15 protein-coding genes, 1 tRNA gene and 2 pseudogenes are annotated in these 19,288 nt (G+C 40.1%); 11 read left to right on the top strand and 7 right to left on the bottom strand.

The genetic code is table 11. The features are described from left to right. Nucleotides 1-56: 56 nt before the first annotated feature. The gene (locus tag NSP_RS18955; RefSeq protein WP_006196792.1) at nucleotides 57-686 is read right to left on the bottom strand and encodes a thermonuclease family protein; all 630 of its coding nucleotides are present in this window, start codon (nucleotides 684-686) and stop codon (nucleotides 57-59) included. Continuing rightward, a complete protein-coding gene (locus NSP_RS18950) occupies nucleotides 676-1,044 on the bottom strand; it encodes a 2Fe-2S iron-sulfur cluster-binding protein (RefSeq protein WP_006196793.1) in 369 nt (122 codons plus the stop codon). Before NSP_RS18950 ends, NSP_RS18955 begins: the two co-directional genes overlap by 11 nt. A 105-nt stretch (nucleotides 1,045-1,149) precedes the next feature. Here NSP_RS18950 and NSP_RS18945 point away from each other — a divergent pair. Beyond that, nucleotides 1,150-1,236: transfer RNA gene (locus NSP_RS18945), tRNA-Ser, on the top strand. A gap of 67 nt (nucleotides 1,237-1,303) precedes the next feature. Here the strand turns inward: NSP_RS18945 and NSP_RS18940 are convergent. After that, nucleotides 1,304-1,966 (bottom strand): GIY-YIG nuclease family protein, encoded by a 663-nt coding sequence (locus tag NSP_RS18940; protein ID WP_006196794.1) that lies wholly within the window; start codon nucleotides 1,964-1,966, stop codon nucleotides 1,304-1,306. 37 nt (nucleotides 1,967-2,003) lie between these two features. On the opposite strand from NSP_RS18940, the gene NSP_RS18935 reads away from it, so the two are divergent. After that, nucleotides 2,004-2,927: a carbohydrate ABC transporter permease gene (locus tag NSP_RS18935; protein ID WP_006196795.1), complete on the top strand. Its 924-nt coding sequence runs from the start codon at nucleotides 2,004-2,006 to the stop codon at nucleotides 2,925-2,927. Between the two features lie 452 nt (nucleotides 2,928-3,379). Here NSP_RS18935 and NSP_RS18930 read toward each other — a convergent pair whose 3' ends face one another. After that, nucleotides 3,380-4,141 carry a phytanoyl-CoA dioxygenase family protein gene (locus tag NSP_RS18930; protein ID WP_017804340.1) on the bottom strand — a complete coding sequence of 254 codons (762 nt, stop codon included), beginning with the start codon at nucleotides 4,139-4,141 and terminating at the stop codon, nucleotides 3,380-3,382. Nucleotides 4,142-4,638: 497 nt separating this feature from the next. Between NSP_RS18930 and gorA the strand changes: the two genes are divergently transcribed. The 7 genes and pseudogenes from gorA (at nucleotide 4,639) to NSP_RS18885 (ending at nucleotide 13,252) form a co-directional block, all read left to right on the top strand. Then, nucleotides 4,639-5,982 carry a glutathione-disulfide reductase gene (gene gorA / locus NSP_RS18925; protein WP_006196797.1) on the top strand — a complete coding sequence of 448 codons (1,344 nt, stop codon included), beginning with the start codon at nucleotides 4,639-4,641 and terminating at the stop codon, nucleotides 5,980-5,982. Between the two features lie 983 nt (nucleotides 5,983-6,965). Further along, nucleotides 6,966-7,487: a LabA-like NYN domain-containing protein gene (locus NSP_RS18915; protein ID WP_006196798.1), complete on the top strand. Its 522-nt coding sequence runs from the start codon at nucleotides 6,966-6,968 to the stop codon at nucleotides 7,485-7,487. A 91-nt stretch (nucleotides 7,488-7,578) separates the two neighbouring features. Beyond that, nucleotides 7,579-9,183, top strand: a complete 1,605-nt coding sequence (locus NSP_RS18910) for a 2-isopropylmalate synthase (RefSeq protein WP_006196799.1) — start codon at nucleotides 7,579-7,581, stop codon at nucleotides 9,181-9,183. Between the two features lie 522 nt (nucleotides 9,184-9,705). Beyond that, a pseudogene (locus NSP_RS18900) lies at nucleotides 9,706-10,173 on the top strand (SnoaL-like polyketide cyclase); the annotation flags it as partial. Nucleotides 10,174-10,534: 361 nt separating this feature from the next. Then, nucleotides 10,535-10,759: pseudogene (locus NSP_RS18895) on the top strand (SnoaL-like polyketide cyclase); the annotation flags it as partial. Between the two features lie 252 nt (nucleotides 10,760-11,011). Next, nucleotides 11,012-11,764 (top strand): FkbM family methyltransferase, encoded by a 753-nt coding sequence (locus NSP_RS18890; RefSeq protein WP_006196803.1) that lies wholly within the window; start codon nucleotides 11,012-11,014, stop codon nucleotides 11,762-11,764. Between the two features lie 42 nt (nucleotides 11,765-11,806). Continuing rightward, nucleotides 11,807-13,252: a RecQ family ATP-dependent DNA helicase gene (locus tag NSP_RS18885; protein ID WP_017804338.1), complete on the top strand. Its 1,446-nt coding sequence runs from the start codon at nucleotides 11,807-11,809 to the stop codon at nucleotides 13,250-13,252. 102 nt (nucleotides 13,253-13,354) lie between these two features. Here NSP_RS18885 and NSP_RS18880 read toward each other — a convergent pair whose 3' ends face one another. From NSP_RS18880 to pheS, 3 genes are all read right to left on the bottom strand, one after another. Next, a complete protein-coding gene (locus NSP_RS18880; protein ID WP_006196807.1) occupies nucleotides 13,355-14,029 on the bottom strand; it encodes an MAE_28990/MAE_18760 family HEPN-like nuclease in 675 nt (224 codons plus the stop codon). Beyond that, nucleotides 14,029-15,132, bottom strand: coding sequence for a DUF262 domain-containing protein (locus tag NSP_RS18875; RefSeq protein WP_006196808.1), 1,104 nt, complete (start codon nucleotides 15,130-15,132; stop codon nucleotides 14,029-14,031). The genes NSP_RS18880 and NSP_RS18875 overlap by 1 nt, the downstream gene beginning before the upstream one ends. Before the next feature lie 254 nt (nucleotides 15,133-15,386). Beyond that, nucleotides 15,387-16,379 carry a phenylalanine--tRNA ligase subunit alpha gene (pheS, locus tag NSP_RS18870; RefSeq protein WP_006196809.1) on the bottom strand — a complete coding sequence of 331 codons (993 nt, stop codon included), beginning with the start codon at nucleotides 16,377-16,379 and terminating at the stop codon, nucleotides 15,387-15,389. Between the two features lie 266 nt (nucleotides 16,380-16,645). Between pheS and surE the strand changes: the two genes are divergently transcribed. Together surE and NSP_RS18860 are read left to right on the top strand one after the other, a co-directional pair. Beyond that, nucleotides 16,646-17,443: a 5'/3'-nucleotidase SurE gene (surE, locus tag NSP_RS18865; RefSeq protein ID WP_006196810.1), complete on the top strand. Its 798-nt coding sequence runs from the start codon at nucleotides 16,646-16,648 to the stop codon at nucleotides 17,441-17,443. Between the two features lie 741 nt (nucleotides 17,444-18,184). Further along, nucleotides 18,185-19,243 (top strand): bifunctional riboflavin kinase/FAD synthetase, encoded by a 1,059-nt coding sequence (locus NSP_RS18860; RefSeq protein WP_006196811.1) that lies wholly within the window; start codon nucleotides 18,185-18,187, stop codon nucleotides 19,241-19,243. Nucleotides 19,244-19,288 lie beyond the last annotated feature (45 nt).

Below are 19,288 nucleotides of genomic sequence, written 5' to 3'. Positions count from 1 at the left end.
AATCTAAAATCGCTTTCTCCAAAATCCAAAATTCTTTACGGACCACTCCCCACTCCTTAAAGATTCCGACGACGAAATTCAGCCGGAGGAAGACGCATAGGGTTTTCTGGGTTCCAAATGCCTTTTCCCATGAGTCTAGCCCATTGTTGGGCGCGTTCCAAGCGCTGGTCATATTTGTGATTAGGCGATCGCCCCACAAATATCGCATATCCTTGTTTAAGGACTTCTTCATTCAATAACTGCTGATCTTTCCACACATAAGCCAAAGTCCGACCCATTTTATCTTTGGCTGACACATCAAATTCCAGAATTACGGGTTTTTCTGGCTCACCAATCAACGTCTCTAAAACTTGTCGAGACTCATCTCCCCAAGGGCGTTGTTGAAAATCTGGTGCATCAATCCCAACCAACCGGACGCGAGAAATCAAATTTGGTTGTTCAGCCATACCTAAAACGTCCAAACTTTGCCCACTCACTACCCGCGCCACCTTCACCTGCACCTGATTGCTTGCAGTCTGATTATTAACTTGACAACTCACCAGCAGCAACAAGGAACCAAAAAGCACAATTTTCCGCACCAAGACCCCAAAAAAACCCTTTGCGTCTACCCTGCGGGAACGGCTTCCCTTCGGGACGCTGCGCGAACGCCGAATGCGCCTTTGCGTGAAAAAAATCTTAATCCTCATCTAAAGGTAAACCCGCCTTAACTTTACCCCTAGCAAAATAGCGCCCAAACTGTAGCTCATAAACCTCATCCTCATCTTGAGTTTCCACCTCCAAATCAGAACGGGCGTAACTGACACATAACAAAGCGTAACCTTGACGACGCAACGCCGGAGATAATCCAATCGCCTCCGGTTGGTAAATATCTCCAGACAGCACCCGCACAGCGCAAGTTGTACAAGCGCCATTGCGGCAAGAAAACGGCAGTTCCCCCCCTTGTTGTTCGATGCTGTGAAGGATGTAGCGATCGCCTGGAACTTGTAGACTGTATTCTTCGCCAGTAGAGCGATCGCGGACTTTAATCGTATATTTATCAGACATCTTAATTTAGGCTTTGGGATGTGAACTTCAACATTAATTTAATCTGCTTAATTATATATTTGCATTTTCTTGGATTTCATAGTATGCTTATAAATCGTTGCCCCTGGAGAGGTGGCCGAGTGGTTTAAGGCGCAGACCTGGAAAGTCTGTTATGCGGGAACGTATACGAGGGTTCGAATCCCTCCCTCTCCGTTTTAATCAAATGAAATGTGCTGTATTTCAAAGCCCCTCCTCCCTTGCCGAGGGGTTAGGTAAGGTATTAAGACTTAGTTTCCTCTGTCTGCGCGTCAATAACTGAACTCCAGTCATCATTCTTCACAGCCGCTTCGAGTTGACGCTGACGTTGAGCTTCACTCCCATCCACCGCTTCTATTTCTTTAGACAAACTTGAATCAGCCATTGCTTTTCGCAACTTTAGCTTTTTCTCCTCGTAGGCTTGGCGTTCCACCTCTGACATTACCGCCTTAGCAGCCTCACCTACCGTACTAGCCCACATTCCCCCTTCAGCAGCATTACCAGGTGGTGTAGTTTCCAGTTCTGCAATCCAAGCATCTCGCAAATCTTCCATTTCTTGACGCTTGGGAAACTTAAAGGTTTGCACACGCACAAAAGCGCACTTTTGTTCACCATATTGGCTAACATGACCGTTGAGAGAAAGCAACACATTCCGGGAATAGCCAATGTATTGGGTTTCGCCTTCTGCATCCAAAACCGCGTAAACTCCCGCAATTTTCGCATTCTGATCAGCCGTGCGCCAAGTCTCCAGAGGCATAATCTCCCCGCCATTATTTCCGAATGCAGGCGTTACAGCCACCTCAGTGGTATCGTGTTCATCGTCAGAACTGTACAAAAATTCATGTAAGCCACGGTGATTGACTGGTACATTTTGATGCTCAATTGGCAAATTGTTCTCAGATTCCATCACAGTTGATCTCCATTTAAATCAGTAAAATGTCCCTATGAATCAACTCAAGCCTCAAAACTGGAATTTCATCAAACAGCGACTGACTCCTTACTTATTTTTGCTACCGGCTTTAGTTCTTTTGGTTTTAACAGTTTTTTGGCCAGCAATACAAGCGTTTTACCTCAGCTTTACCAGCTACGAAGACCTTTCCCAGCCACCCCAATGGATAGGTTTTGGCAACTTTCTCCGCTTGTGGAAGGATGCAGTTTTTTGGAAAACCTTAGAAAATACTTTTCTTTATCTTTTGGTTGTTGTGCCAATTTTGGTCATGGCTCCCTTGGGGCTGGCAATTTTGGTAAATCAGAAGCTGCGAGGAATGAATTGGTTTAGAGCAGCTTACTACACCCCCGTAGTGATATCAATGGTAGTTGCTGGTATAGCTTGGAAATGGCTGTATGCAGAAAACGGCTTACTCAATCAGTTACTCAAAACTTTGAATATTTTTCCCGAAGGAATTCCCTGGTTAACCAGTCCAGATAAACTGCTGGGCATTGTACCAATTTCTCTAGCCAGTGTCATGGCTGTTACCATCTGGAAGGGACTCGGCTACTACATGGTAATTTATTTAGCGGGATTACAATCAATTCCGGCTGATGTGTATGAAGCCGCAGCTATTGATGGTTCAGATGGTATCCGCAAACACTGGGATATTACCGTACCCTTGATGAAGCCTTATTTAGCGCTAGTGGCGGTAATTTCTGCGATTTCGGCGACTAAAGTCTTTGAAGAAGTATTTATTATGACCCAAGGCGGTCCACTAAATAGCTCAAAAACCATTGTTTACTATTTGTATGAAGAAGCCTTTAGTAATTTAGAAATTAGCTATGCTTGCACAATTGGATTAGTCTTATTTTTGATTATTTTAGGGTTATCGGTTTTAAGATTAGCGATTAATCAAGAGGAAGATATTACAATTTAAAGGTTTGTTCTTTAGCGTAATTTTTTAGAAACCTCTACAAAACCTCACCCCAACCATCTCCTTGCTAAGGAAGCACGGTGTACACACAAATGATTAAATTACTCAAAATCCTTTTTTTGTAGGGTGTGTTGTCGCGTAGCGCAACGCACCATCCCAAATTTTCGGTGCGTTAGGACTAACGTCCATAACACACCCTACTTAAATGAAAGGTTTTTGGACTTGTGTGTAAACGGTAGTTACTAAGGAGAGGGATCAGAAATATTAGTTTACCAAAGCTAGGGCGGGTGAATAAAGTTTTATAGGCGCTTGAAAGGAAATTATTTCTCTGGATTTATTAATAAATTAGACACTGTTTTTTGTGTTCTGGGAGATTTTGGGAAAGGATGAATAAATCCTCATGCGGCTGAGAATTAGCAATATAATATCTTTTTTTTTGCCGGCTAGAACTGTAATCAAAAAAATATCGCAAATCTATCAGAATTTATAGGTAATTTACCCCGATGAAAAATGCTCCCAGTAGCTGCAAAAATTACAGTCCCGATGGAACCTGTACATGATTTATAATTTTCTGGGGATATAAACTCTCTCATTTTTGAATCTTGAATGTAGCCAGATGTATATTTTAAAGCTTTGACTATTTCTAAGGTTAAATTTTGGGGGATGTATTGAAGTGGTCCTGTATACTCATTAATATCATTTAAATAAATGATAATTTTCAGGATTTTTCTATCTTCTCTATCTATATGCCATAACCTGGAACCTTGCTCAATGTTATTAGCAATATCTCTGCGAAAATATAGTCCATTGTAGGCTACTGGTAAACCAAGATAATTATCCACAATATTTAGTAAACGTTCTTCCAGTCCCCAGTAAAAAATTTCTGGATATTCCATTATTTGCTGGGAACTAGCATGAACAACAAATCCATTTTTTTGTCCAGAAATATTCGGAGGTAGTTTTTGTTTCAGGTTTATTGCGGCTTTGAGTATGTCAGGCGTAGATGGAATTCCTAATTCTTCTAATGAAGTGATTACGACTCCTTCATATTTTATTTTTTCTACTAGTTCTTGGTCAGCTTTTGTCATAATAGGTAAATTTATAATGTGGTTTTTTACTGCTGTTTGATAAGCCAGATCATTTTGATACTTTATCAAGGGTATAGAATCAATTTTTTTTAAAATTTTATTCCGCGTTTTTTTTAGAAATTTATACATCACTTTTATCCTCACACTCTTTTAATTTGCGTGAAATAACTTAGGGTGAACAATTGCGAATTACAATAATTTATATATGGTAAAAGCTAGTAATCTGGTCGAATTGTCCAAATTTAATGATGTCTTATTTTAGATTTATGCTTACGGCATTTTGCTGGTGGGTTTAATAGATAAAAAGATAATTAACCACAGATATACACAGATAGGGTATTTAGATAATTTTGTACTTGATCTCAATGAAAAATGCTGTATTTGTTTTGTACAGGTAGTTTTTGTCCGTTTATATCTCAAGATACCTGTCCCTAGTAAGATTAATTATCTTCCTTAAGTTATAAATTTGCTGAATATTTCCATGACTGGATAACATTTACAGTTTATACACTGTAATATGTCAGCATTTTTGATCCACCTAAAGGCAGTAGATAAAACGTGAGCGAAATCACTATAAAAGATGAAATAGCTCTGCTTTCCAAACAGTTACGAAGGAACAGATTTTTATGACATTTGATTATGACTTGTTTGTCATCGGTACTGGGACTGGGGGATTAGCAGCAGCAAAACAAGCGGCTAGCTATGGTGTCCGTGTGGCTATGGCTGAACAAGAAACCATTGGTGGTACTTGTGTAAATCGGGGTTGTGTTCCTAAAAAACTGATTGTTTACGCAGCTGACTTTGCTCAGGATAACCAAATGGCAAACAGTTACGGGTGGAGTAAGTGTAAACGGTATTTTGACTGGACACTGTTTATGAAATCCGTACACCGACATATCGAACACATTAACTACTCCTATTGTCAACAGTTACGAAATGCGGGAATTGAAATAATTAAGGAACGTGCTGTTTTTGTTGATGCTCATACTCTAGATTTAAATGGACACCAAGTTACAGCTGATAAAATTTTAATTGCTGTGGGGGGAAAACCTAATAAGCCTCAGATTCCGGGGATAGAATACGCTATTACATCCCGCCAGATGTTTCATTTACCCTATTTACCAAAACGGTTGGCAATTATTGGGGGTGGTTATATTGGTGCTGAATTTTCTAGCATGATGCACGCTTTAGGGTGCAAGGTAACACTGCTGGAAAGAGATGAGATGATGTTATCAGGGTTTGATGATGATATCCGCTCTGGTGTCCAACAGGGTTTAAGTAAACGCGGAATTAGAATTTTTACTAACTGCACTGCTGAAGAAATCACTCACTTAGATGAAGGTTGGCTGTTGAAGACTACTGGGGACTGTGCAGAAACTATTGCCGCAGATACTATCCTCGTGGCTACAGGTTTCAGTGCTAATACTCAAAATCTGGGTTTAGAAAAGGCGAAAGTCGAAGTTGGTAAACAAGGTGAAATTCAAGTAAACGAATACTTCTGTACTACCCAAGAAAATATTTTTGCTGTGGGAGACTGTATCAACCGTATGCAATTAACTCCAGTAGCGAAGGCGGAAGGTATGGCGTTTGCGAATACAGTTTTTGGCAACAACCCCCAAACGGTAAATTACGATTATGTGCCTTCTGCTGTGTTTTCTCGTCCAGAAGGTTCTGGTGTGGGGATGACGGAAGCCCAGGCGCGGGAAAAATTTGGGGAGTCTGTAAAATGCTACTGTAAACGGTTCCAACCTCTTTTGTATCAGCTAGTGGAAGCAGAGGAGCCAGCGATGATGAAGTTGGTGGTAGATGACAATTCGCAACAAGTTTTGGGCGCTCATATGCTGGGTGAAAATGCCGCCGAAATTATTCAAACTTTAGGGGTGGCAATTCGTCAAGGTATTACCAAGCAAGATTTGAATGAAACTATAGGCATTCATCCGACTACAGCAGAAGATTTTTTATCGTTATAATAGGGGGTTAGGGGCGATACGACGTAAGGCTTTGACTCAATCATGCTGACTGCATAGACATGAAGCTGAGGATAAAAGGCGGGTGTTTTCACTGCTAGGGTGACTTAAAAATGACTGCGGAAACTGAAATTGGCGTAATGTCAGGTTAGGGAAGCGATCGCCAGCAATTTTGTAACTCTCACACCAACCTTAGCATAGTTTTCGCTCATCTGAGTGTATGCACAGTGCTTCAAAGGAAAAGACTTCAGTGGTTCTCAGTAGCCATACTGTTGCCGATTTGTTTTATAGTACTGTTCGGGAAGAGAAATTGACTAATGAGCAATTGCCAAAGTTACGATCTTTTTTCGAGGTATTATTGACCCACGCCTTGATTTTCTAGCAATTGAACCTAATCCTCACCACAGACAGTCAGCAAATGACCTAAACGCCCCATGAGCCGACATTGCTGTGATGCTGCGCTCTGAATCACGTTTTTCGGTTTACTAGAGGTTCTATTGGCAACAGAGATATATTTTTTGGTTAAGGTAGATGTAGGTTATGCTGCCATATCGTGTTAATAGTTGACTTACCTACTTACTACGTTATTTATTTATTCAGGGCTGGTTTGACTACAAATACATGGAAATAAGACTTAAATGAGAATCTTATACTTTTGTAATGACTTTTCTTTATCCTACCCCAAGACCTATGCCTGATCTCTTTAGAAGTAAACTTGAAAGTTATATAGCTCAGAATGTTGTTAATCAGTCAATTTTATTGATAGATTTTGATCACGAGGTGTCTCTGAAACTGTTAAAGGTGAAAAGGTTCAAGTCTGGACACCTTAAGTCCAATATTTTCACCAATTTTATGCGGTGTAAGAGGTAAGATAAAAGCTATACATAAAACCCTGTTATAGGGATTTTAGCAAATTTATCATTTGAGAATTGCTATAATCTATTGTCCAAACTAATTACTTTTCTATTTGTTAGGTGTATTTTTCTATGGGTTCCCCAATGAATCGTCTGTCTATTTTTGTAGACGGAAACAATATGTTCTATGCTCAACAAAAAAATGGCTGGTTTTTTGATCCAAGACGAGTCTTAGACTATTTCAAACACGAGCAATCAGACACAACATTAATCAATGCCTTCTGGTACACTGGCTTAAAAGACCCGCAAGATCAGCGAGGTTTCAGAGATGCTCTGATTAGCTTAGGATATACGGTGAGAACTAAAATTCTTAAAGAATATTATGATGACTCATCCGGGCGCTATTCCCAAAAGGCTAATTTAGATATTGAAATTGTCGTAGATATGTTTAATACAGTAGATCAATATGACCGAGTAGTTTTATTCAGTGGTGATGGAGATTTTGAAAGGGCTATCGAACTATTACGTTCAAAAAATACGCATATCACAGTCGTATCAACTGAAGGAATGATAGCCAGAGAGCTACGCAATGCTACGGACAGATATATTGATCTAAACGATATCAGAGACAGTATAGAAAAAGTAGAAGGTTAGTAATCTTAGCAAATATTTACAAATCTTAAGAATAAAAAAACTAAGGTTCAAGATATTTTAAGATTCAACAAAAACTCAACCAGGAGGAACAATGACCAACAAAGCCGAAAAAATTATCATTTTTGATACGACACTCAGAGATGGAGAACAATGTCCTGGAGCAACTCTAAATATAGATGAAAAGCTAGCGATCGCCAAACAATTATCCCGGTTAGGCGTAGATGTAATTGAAGCTGGTTTTGCTTTTGCGAGTCCGGGAGACTTTCAAGCGGTGCAGAAAATAGCCCAACTTGTGGGGACAGAAGATGGCCCCGTAATTTGTAGTTTAGCTAGAGCCATTAAAGCGGATATTGAAGCCGCAGCCGAGGCGTTAAAACCAGCAGTTCACGGCAGAATTCACACATTTATTTCCACATCTGATATTCATTTAGAGTATCAGTTGCGGAAGTCACGCGCCGAAGTGTTAGCGATCGCCGAAGAAATGGTAGCTTATGCTAAGTCATTCATGGCAGATGTAGAATTTTCGCCAATGGATGCGGCGCGTTCTGATCCAGATTTTCTTTATCAAGTATTAGAGCGAGCGATCGCAGTTGGCGCAACAACAATTAACATTCCAGACACTGTAGGTTACATGACCCCCAGTGAATTTGGGGCAATGATTAAGGGGATTAAAGATCATGTCCCCAATATTGATCAAGCAATTATTTCCGTACACGGACATAACGATTTAGGATTAGCAGTTGCCAACTTCCTAGAAGCTGTAAAAAATGGTGCAACCCAATTAGAATGTACCATTAACGGCATTGGAGAACGCGCCGGAAATGCCTCCTTAGAAGAATTAGTCATGGCCTTACACGTCCGGCGACAATACTTCAATCCCTTCTTAGGAAGACCAGCAGATTCTGAAGCACCACTAACTAACATTGACACCCGTCAAATTTATAAAACCTCCCGCCTCGTTTCTAATTTGACAGGAATGTTAGTGCAGCCAAACAAAGCTATAGTAGGGGCAAACGCCTTTGCTCACGAGTCTGGAATTCACCAAGATGGGGTGCTGAAAAACAAGCTCACCTACGAAATCATGGATGCTCAATTGATTGGTTTAACAGACAATCAAATTGTATTGGGCAAACATTCCGGGAGAAATGCTTTCCGTAGTCGTTTGACAGAATTGGGTTTTGAACTATCAGAAACCGAATTAAATAAAGCATTCGTCAAATTTAAAGACGTAGCCGACAAAAAGAAAGAAATTACCGATTGGGATTTAGAAGCTATTGTTAATGATGAAATTCAACAAGCTCCCGATTTATTCAGAGTTGAGTTAGTGCAAATTTCCTGCGGTAATAATGCTCAACCTACGGCGACTGTCACCCTCCGCACCCCAGCCGGTGAAGAATTGACTGATGCGGCCATTGGTACTGGCCCTGTAGATGCTGTTTACAAAGCCATTAACCGCGTAGTAAACGTACCCAATCAGTTGATTGAATTCTCTGTACAATCAGTCACAGAAGGAATTGATGCTCTAGGGGAAGTTACTATTCGTCTCCGACATGATTCTAGAGTGTTTTCCGGTCATGCGGCGAACACAGATATCATTGTTGCTTCCGCGCAAGCTTATGTTAATGCGCTAAATCGTCTTTATGCATCTTTGCAGACTCAAGAGAAGCAAGAAGAAGTAACTGCACATAAAATTTAGATATCTGGTTTCGGGGTGGGTTTTTTCCGCCCTATTTTTTTGGCTAAGACATGGAATAAAATATCGAACCTCACCCCCAACCCCTCTGGTTGCTTTCGCGTAGCGTCTCCCTTTGGGAGAAGGAGAGGGGAGGTTTGAACGCAAGTCCAAAAACCTTTCATTTAGGTAGGGTGTGTTATGGACGTTAGTCCTAACGCACCGCAAATTTGGGATGGTGCGTTGCGCTGCGCGACAACACACCCTACAAAACAAGGATTTTGAGAATTTAATCATTTGTGTGTACACGGTAGTTGCTAAGGAGAGGGGAGATTTGAACGCAAGTCAAAGGCGGTGTGAGAGAAAATCACATATTTTTACATTAGAAATCTCCAACAAAGTAGAGACGTTCCAGGGAATGTCTCTAAAAGGGTTTTAGAAAAAGCATATGTAAATATAAATATTTGTTGCTTTTTTATCTGTTGAGATTTACTTACGAATAAAAAAAATATACTGAAAATTGATATAAGTATCTAGCTAAATCTCATGACAGAATTACCACTTTGGGTGCAAGATAGAGAAACTGTCCTTGCTCATGATCAAGGAGTAGAATGGCGGGAAGGACAACGACCTGATTATTCTTACACAAATGAATTTCTGCACAAAGAAAGCAAATTTAACCATCCCGAAGGTTCTTTAGAAGCGATAGCGCCAGCGCTGACTTGTCAGTTCGCGCAAAACTTAGTCCGTACCTTTGAAATGGAAGCTTCTCATAAAATAAATCCGCAACAATGGCTGTCAATTGTCGCTGATCAGTTTAGAATGAGTAGCAACGGCGGAGAACAATACACTGCTGAAGAGGTAGTAAAAGAAGGTACTTATAACTTATTTATTAGTGAAACTGAGCATTATAGCTCTAAAAACGAAACCTTTGAAAGTTCATTTGAACTGTTTCATAATGCCTTTCCCAACGGCTTTTTGTGGGAATTGACCGAAAAACGAGACGCAAGCCCCTGACTTTAGGCATGGGGAGAAGGCGGTAAGAACTTTTAAGTTCCGTCAAACGATTGCGTGGCTTTAGCCACAGTGTTAAAATAGATTAGCGAGAAAACAAGTAGGAATAACCTTCAGCGCATTGAAGTATCCTAGTACGGAGCAATCCCGGCAACGGACATATCCGACTCGATTCGGAATAGTTAAAGGGCGAATAATGGCAGGATATGGAGCGTTCATCTTTAAAATATGAAGGACTCAGAAAGTATGCGCGAATGAGAGCAAAAGCTCTTTGAGTGAGTAGAGGGATACTTGAATGTCCCGTTGTCGCCTTTTTCAGGTAGGCAAGAATCCCCTGGCTTTAGACGTGGGGAGGTTCAAAGAAGTGCTAGCTGGCCCACCTAATGTTACCTTTAAATGGCGGCATTGGGGATCATTTACAGGTAGTTACAAAGATTATAAACCCACTGGGGAAACAATAGAAATTACTGGAATCAGTATTGCCCGTGTCACTGAAGATTTAAAGATTGAGTCTTTAGAGCATTATTTTGATAACAATGCCTTCCTAGAAAAACTAACTGCTGGTGGTTGTCCTTTCCATTCCTAAAATTACCATAAATTAAAAATTTATTTCAATGTTGAGGCGTTTACGACCGTTTCCACATTGAAATAGATCAGGATTAATACAGATGCAGGTTTATGAGGTACTCTCAGGAATAATCAACCACAGATGTAGACAGATAAATATAATAAATGAAAAATCCTGTATTCTCATCGCCACTTTTTTAATGGTAGAATTCTTTTGTAATACTTATGTAAATGACCAGACATAAATCCTATTTAATTAATCAAGAAATTTATGCTAAAAAAACAGATTAAAAAAATTCTTAAAGCTTGTGGATACACCCTCTATCATACCAAAACAATGCCTTTTGGATGTGATTTAAAAGAAGATATTGCTAGACTATCACCTGATTTAAACCTGAGAACAATTTTTGATGTGGGAGCGAACAAAGGACAAACTACCCTTGATTATCGGCGAAAATTTCCTGAAGCCAAGATTTTTTGTTTTGAACCAGTTAGTCAAACTTTTGAAGTTTTAAAAGCGAATGTTGGTCTTGACCCTAATGTTTATTGCTTCAATTTAGCGTTGGGGGAAGAAAACAAGCAGGATAAAATATTAGTCCAAGGAACATCTGGTTCCAACTCAATTTCCAATGTTAGTAAGGTTAATCCTTCAGCAGATCAATCTTTAGAAACAGTAAATATAATGACATTAGATCAGTTTATGGCAGAAGACGACCATAAAATTGATCAGATTGATCTGTTGAAAATAGATACGGAAGGCTATGAATGTCAAGTTTTAAGAGGTGCAGAAGCAACTTTCCGCTCAGAGAAAATTTTATATATTTCCATAGAAGTCACTTTTCGCCAGCAAGATAACCATCACACTCAGTTTTCTACAATCAGTGAGATGTTGGCGGACTATAATTTTAATTTTGTCGGATTATACGACGCATCTCCCTTTTGGGGTGGCGGAAATGCTATTGATTACGGTAATGCTCTATTTAAACGGTGGGAAAAAGGTAAAAATTTAAAACTTTGGGAATAATATTCCTAGAAAAATTCAGTAACGGCGGGAGTTGGAGTGTTGATGAATCCATCTGTAAAAACGTCTTGGCAAGCAGTCCGCGCTACTTTTCAACAAATTTGGGGTTACGATGATTTCCGTCCGCCCCAGGGCGAAATAATCAGGAGTTTATTAGCTAAAAAAGATGCGTTGATTATTATGCCTACAGGTGGCGGAAAATCAATTTGTTTTCAACTTCCCGCACTGCTACAAACAGGATTAACTTTAGTAATTTCGCCCTTGGTAGCACTCATGGAAAACCAAGTCCAGGAATTACTTCAACGCCAACAAAAAGCAGCACTTTTGCATAGTGAATTGCCTTCATTCCAACGCTATAAAACATTACAAGCTTTAGAAAGACAACAATTAAGATTACTGTATTTATCCCCAGAGACTTTATTGAGTCCGCCAGTCTGGGAAAAATTGTGTCATCCCAACTTACAAATTAATGGTTTGATATTAGATGAAGCTCATTGTTTAGTCCAGTGGGGAGATACATTTAGACCAGCTTATCGCAGATTAGGCGCTGTCAGAACTGCACTACTGAAATCAAAACCACCAGGAACAAAAATCAGTATTGCTGCTTTTACCGCTACTGCTGACACCGCAGCCCAAAAAACTATTGAAACAGTTTTACAATTACAGCAACCCGAAATTTTTCGCTTAAATCCCTACCGCTCAAATTTGCATCCCATTGTTCGCATAGCTTGGACTCCACGCAGTAGAAAACAGCAATTATTAAAGTTTATTCAAAATCGCCCCAAACAATCGGGATTAATTTATGTTCGGGCTAGAAAAGATAGCGAAGATTTAGCTGTATGGTTCACAAAGATGGGTTACACTACAGCTAGTTATCATGCGGGATTGGGTGCAGCAGAACGCCGTGATGTAGAAGCTAAATGGTTAAGTGGTAAAATTCCTTTTGTGGTCTGTACTGGTGCTTTTGGGATGGGGATAAATAAATCAGATGTGCGTTATGTAATTCACTTTCACGCCCCTCTCCTGATGTCTGAATATGTGCAAGAAATTGGCCGTGCTGGACGAGATGGAAAACCAGCAGAAGCGCTGGCTTTAATCAGTGAACCTACTGGTTGGTTAGATCCAGAGGATAAGCAAAGACAACAGTTTTTTGATGACCAAATGCGATCGCAACAACGCACAGCGCAGCAATTGGTGAAAAAATTACCCAAACAGGGAGAAGTCAATGCAGTTACCCGTGAATTTCGTGATGCTGCTATAACCTTGGCTTTACTCCACAGCACTGGTCAACTCAATTGGGTTGACCCGTTTCATTACACTATTGAATCAGGGGTGAAAAATCAGCCAATGACACAATCACAAGCTGCTAAACACATGCAGCAATATTTGCATACTAAAAAATGTCGTTGGCAATTTTTACTAAATGCTTTTGGTTTTGACAAAGAAGCTGCTAACTGGCGTTGTGGACATTGTGATAATTGTCGAAATTAGCTTTTTTGTTGATGAATAGTAAAATATTATGACTTGGAAATCCGTTTTTATCAAAGTTTTGTTAAAAATTTTATTCACCAATCATATCCGAGTCTTCTATTTTCAAAGATGTTCAGGTGATGTAATAGATTCGGTTTGGCGATAATATTGTTTTGTCGATGCACAATTATCTATTTGGTTCCGAAAATTGTCCATCATTCTTATTATCTGTGTGTGTAATTCATCATAGTCTTTTTCATCTATATCAAGATAATTTCCATGAGCTATGATATTTCTTTTTTTGAGTAATTTTTCATCTATAAGAACTTCTTTTGATTCATAAAAACTGTAATCTAATCCAAGCATACAGACTATCTCTTTAAACACTGATGATGATAAATTAGATGTCGTAATTCTATTTACATATTTTATGGAACTACGTTCAGCCATTTTTGTAAGAAAAAATTCTGCAACTTCATTATATACAGTTGCCTTATTCGTTTGATTTGCTTGATCTAATTTATCTTTCATTGCCAATGCTATAAAATTGTTAGAAAGATTATTATAAGGCAGATTCTGCATAGCAACAAATTCTAAATAACTATTGGATGATACTTTGATAAATCCCTCCCAGTGAGCATACAGCATTGTGATTCCACTACGAAGTAATGCCTTATTTTTTCCTGAAGAAAACGACTTTAAATCAATCATGCCTTTCAATGCTGATAACTCAATTTTTCGCCATGCAAGTTCCTCTGCAAGCTTATCACTAAGCTGTTCTAAAGTACGTATTTTCATTACTGGAACATCTGACGACCAAAGGGAACTAATCTTGGTACTCTTCGCTGTGCAGTAGTACCAGAGCCTGACCATTCTGTATATTCAGGTCTTGTCCAAATCTCTTGTACCTTCTCTTTTAAATTAATTTGTGAGTTAGATACATTTTTATAGTTGTAACCAATTCCTAAAGCAATAACTTCATAAGCAGAAACCAAAAAACCACCTAGAAACTTATCTTTACTTGTAGAGTATCTCCGAAAACTATCACTTCCCATTTGTTCGTACAAAATTGTAAATGTTTCGTTAAATGCAGTTTCTTCTTCAGAATAATCAAAGTTTTCGTTTTTAGCCATCTCTACCATTTTATCGGTTAAGAATCCACTTAAATCATTACCTATTTTCCTCATTTCTCTTTCTTCGAGAGTGCGAAATACTAAAAATCTTAGTAGTAGCTCCATATCATATTTTTGTTCAATTGGTTTTTCACTAAGAGCTATACACTCTTTAAAAATTTCCTTTTGACTTAACTCTTTCATCCACTGAAACATCTGACGATTAAACATTACTAAAATACAATTTCTTACTTCTTGCGGGGTAGCTATTGATCCACCATTGTTTAATCTTTGAAATAGTTCATATTTAGCAATTTTATCACTCTCTTTTAAAAGAATAGTTGCATCAATTTTAGACCTTTTAATCAAGAGGCGTTGAGTTTGTGTTAATGAATTTTCTGGATCATTTATATCTTCCCATTTCTTACCTTCTAGGTTAGGTAAATATTTGGTTTTTTCAAGAACTAATGGGTCTAAAATTTTTTGATTTTCATCCTTTAATTTTCCCACAAATTCATATATTGTAGACAGTCTTTGCAGACCATCTACAACGTCCCAAACTCCATCTTCACGTTGAGAGACAAAAATCGGTGGAATAGGTATACCCAGCAAAATAGACTCTATTAAGCTTGTCTTTTGGGTAGTAGTCCAACGAAAAAATCTTTGAAACTCAGGATGTATCTCAATTTCTGAGTTTTCATATAAGCTAATCCATTCTCCAATAGACATTGAATAGTCATCGGCTCGAATCTCTTGTCTCATTTTGTCGATTTCTTCCTGAAGTCCCATATTTATGCTCCAATGTTGTTGAATATGTAGAATTTTTTTTGGTTAGCTAGACTGATTATTGATGCTCTTTAGATTAAAGTATTTTACCTTTTGGTCTACAGTTAACAGCAAATTCAGCCTTGTTACTAGTGCTAAAGTAGAGGAAGTTTCAAAAGCCTGCATTTGCAGGCTTTTTGTCCAGAATTTTAAGTTTATAGTCTGAGAGCAATTAGCTACTCATCACAAGAAGCCTAATTCACCTTTGGAACCAAAAGTTAAAACTGCTGTAAAAACCGTAAATCGCTAGAGTACAAACGGCGGATATCGTCGATTTGATGTAACACCATCGCAAAACGTTCTACACCGAAACCAGCAGCAAATCCAGTGTAAATTTCTGGATCATAGCCTACTGATTTCATCACATTTGGATCAACCATTCCGCAGCCCATCACTTCTAACCAGCGCCCATTCCACTGTAAATCTACTTCAGCCGAAGGTTCTGTAAAGGGGAAATAACTAGCACGGAAACGAATGGGTAAATCCCCAAATATGGCTTGTAAAAACAGCTTGACAGTACCTTTGAGGTCTGTAAATGTCAAACCCTCATCGATCGCTAAAAGTTCGATTTGATGGAAAACCGCCGAGTGCGTAGCATCGACATTATCTCGCCGATAAACTCGCCCTGGGGCTACAACCCGGATGGGTGGTTCCTCCTTTTCCATGTAGCGAATTTGTACTGATGAGGTATGAGTCCGCAGAAGATTTCCGTCTGGTAGGTAGAAGGTATCCTGCATATCACGGGCGGGGTGATCAGGTGGAGTATTCAGAGCTTCAAAATTATAATAATCTGTTTCCATCTCTGGCCCTTCTGCTACGGTGTAGCCCATGCCGACAAAAGTATCCAGCGCCCGGTCAATAATACCATTGAGTGGATGAATCCGACCTTGGGGGCGGTAAATTCCCGGCATAGTCACATCTAGGGTTTCCGCTTCTAGTTGTGCTTTAATTTTGGCGGATTCTAAAGCGGTGCGTTGCTGGTCTAGACTATTTTGTAGGGATTCTTTGACTGTATTGGCGATCGCCCCAATTTTTGGTCTTTCCTCCGCACTCATTTGCCCCATACTTCGCAATAAAGCCCCCAGTTGCCCTTTTTTACCCAAATAGCTAATTCTGAGTTCTTCTAGACGTTCTAGGGTGTCTGCGGCGGCGATCGCTTGTTCTCCTTCGTGCCGCAGTGCTAAAAGTTGAGCCTCTAAATTGGTAGTCATTAGTTCTTAGTCATTGGTCATGAGTCATTGCTTATTAGTCTACGACTTTGGACTGCTCAAAATCCCACCTCTGGTTACTAGTTTAGAGGTCATTGGCTGGTGAGGGTGTTGTTTTGCCTCATACTGGAGATATCTCAATATTGACAAATGATTCCGCAAAAATCACAACTAACTATTGACCCATAGTTCCTTAATTGTAGAAGCCCCCAGATTGCTCTGTGGGTCGAACCAAAATCTAACATCTAAAATCCCAAATTGTTTGACCCATGAAATTACTCATTAGTAATGATGACGGAGTTTCTGCCTTGGGTATTCGTACCCTAGCTGACTCCTTAGCAGAAGCAGGACATGATGTCACTGTAGTTTGCCCAGATCGGGAGCGTTCCGCAACTGGACATGGACTAACCATGCACCAACCCATTCGCGCCGAAGTAATCGAATCAGTATTTCATCCGGCTATCAATGCTTGGGCTTGTGATGGGACTCCCTCAGACTGTGTAAAATTGGCACTGTGGGCTTTGCTAGATTCTCCCCCTGATTTGGTGCTATCTGGCATTAATCAAGGCGCAAATTTGGGAACTGAAATTCTTTATTCCGGTACTGTTTCGGCTGCTATGGAAGGCATAATTGAGGGCATTCCCAGCATAGCCTTCAGTCTCACCAGCCACACATCCAAAGACTTTCAACCTGCTGCTAAGTTTGCCCAAATCCTGGTGGAGAAAATAGCTGTAAATCCCCTACCAGAATTAATGTTGCTCAATGTTAACGTTCCCCCTGTCAAATGGGAAAAAATTGCCGGAGTTACCTTTACTCGTCAAGGAGTGCGGCGTTACGTTGATGTTTTTGATAAGCGAGTCGATCCCCGTGGCAAAATCTATTACTGGTTAACCGGAGAAGTTTTAGAAGAGGTGGAACCACCCGAAGGTTTAAATTTATCTGAAAACGTGCCTATCGATGTTCATGTGATCCGCAATAACTACATCAGCATCACGCCATTACAATATAATCTCACCTATCCTACAGGACTAGATAAATTGTCTAACTGGGAATTTCAGCTTCCTTGAGTTCTTGGTGTAATCGATTAGAGCAACTTGGCTGTGCTAGTATAAAAGTTGTGAAACCGAAAAATTTTTACCCATTACTTAGGCTCACCAAATAATTTTGGTTTTGGAGACCATAGCAGCTATTAGCGCGATCGCCTACCTTCCCAAAAAATTGGGTTGAAAGCCTGCGGATTCTAGGGGGACTTGATCTGAGTGTATAATACCCATAAGTTCTCTCATAAAGTTGGAGTAGGGGGTTCCGAAGAGTAGTTGTTCGGGTAAAACTTCAAGCAACACCAGAGAATGTAGCCAAATAGTTTAGTTGGGACAGAGCATTGCTAGCGGTAAAATGCAGAATGCCAAGACTATAAAGCCTCAAGAAAGAAAACCAACTCTGGTAGTTTGGAGTCATCCAACTCGATAGGGCGTTATCGAGTCTGCGAGAGAGTGTCAGACGGGGTTTGCTCCGCAACTTTCGCCAGTAGCAGAGAATCCCCGTGCGTTCACGTCGGGGAGTATGTCAAAAATACGCCGTGACCCACTCGAAGATCAGCTATGTGGTTTATTAGCTAATCAAAAACGCTTGTAGACCCCTGCTCTTGCGCCTAGACACTAACCAAATGCACTCATTAGAGATACTTTTTGCAGAAGTAGGGTAAAGGAGCCGAGAGGAGGATTAAAGATCAAGCTTTGATTGTAGACGGTTGAACGTAAGGTAGCTTGTGGCTGATGGCTAAATAAACCTAAAATCCCAGAATCTGGATGCTCAATTTGTCTAAAAATGGACGTTCTATGTGGGTTACTTCCTCAATGGAAACGTTGCTCAAGCCAACTGCTGTGGCTCTTGGCAAATTTGATGGTGTGCATCTTGGTCATCACAGAGTTATTCAACCAATTTTGCCCCCAACAAAGGATGAGCCAAGACGAGAAGATGGGGAAAATTTCCTAAACTACTCGGACTCCTCACCAACCCCACCACAAGAACAGACATACTCGACAGTTGTCACCTTTGACCCCCATCCACTAGAATTTTTTACAGGTCAACCAAGGCCTTTATTAACACCACTGGAGGAAAAAGTCCAACAATTGCGATCGCTAGGAGTAGAACAACTTGTACTGCTACCCTTTGACAAAGAATTATCTGCATTATCTCCCCAAGATTTTGTCGAGCAGATATTAGTCAAACAACTCCAATGTCGGCGAATTAGTGTTGGACAAGACTTTTGTTTTGGCAAACAGCGTCGTGGTACTGCCAAAGATTTGCAGCTACTAGCCGCCAAGTATCATATCCCCGTCACCATCGTTTCCCTACAAACTTATACAGACAAAGCTCCCACCCAGGAGGCTCCCATTAGCACTTCACTGATCCGCCACTACTTAGAAAGTGGTGACATCAAAAACGCCAACCTCCTACTGGGAAGACCTTACACCCTCATTGGTACTGTCGTTCCCGGTCAAAAAATGGGACGAACCATTGGTTTTCCTACCGCCAACCTGCAACTACCAAAGGACAAATTTGTCCCCCGCCAAGGTGTTTATGCAGTCCGTGCTGCTATTTTGAGTCAGACACCAGATGCAACCACTCCATATCAGAACTTGGGTGTGATGAACATCGGGAACCGCCCCACAGTCAATGGTAGTAACTTATCAGTGGAAGTGCATCTGTTCGATTGGTCTAGTGATTTATATGGCAAACAATTGGGTGTACAGCTAGTGGAATTTTTGCGCCCCGAACAGAAATTTCCCACTCTAGAAGACCTGAAAACACAAATTCAACTTGACTGTACTGTTGCTAGAGAACATTTGAGCGCTGAATGCTGATTTCTCATCACTAAATGGGAATACTCTAAATTAGGGAATGGAGAA

This window comes from Nodularia spumigena CCY9414, from assembly GCF_000340565.2.
In the GTDB taxonomy this organism is placed as follows: domain Bacteria; phylum Cyanobacteriota; class Cyanobacteriia; order Cyanobacteriales; family Nostocaceae; genus Nodularia; species Nodularia spumigena.
Note: the sequence above shows the minus strand (reverse complement) of the source record. Positions and strands in the feature narration are given on the sequence as shown.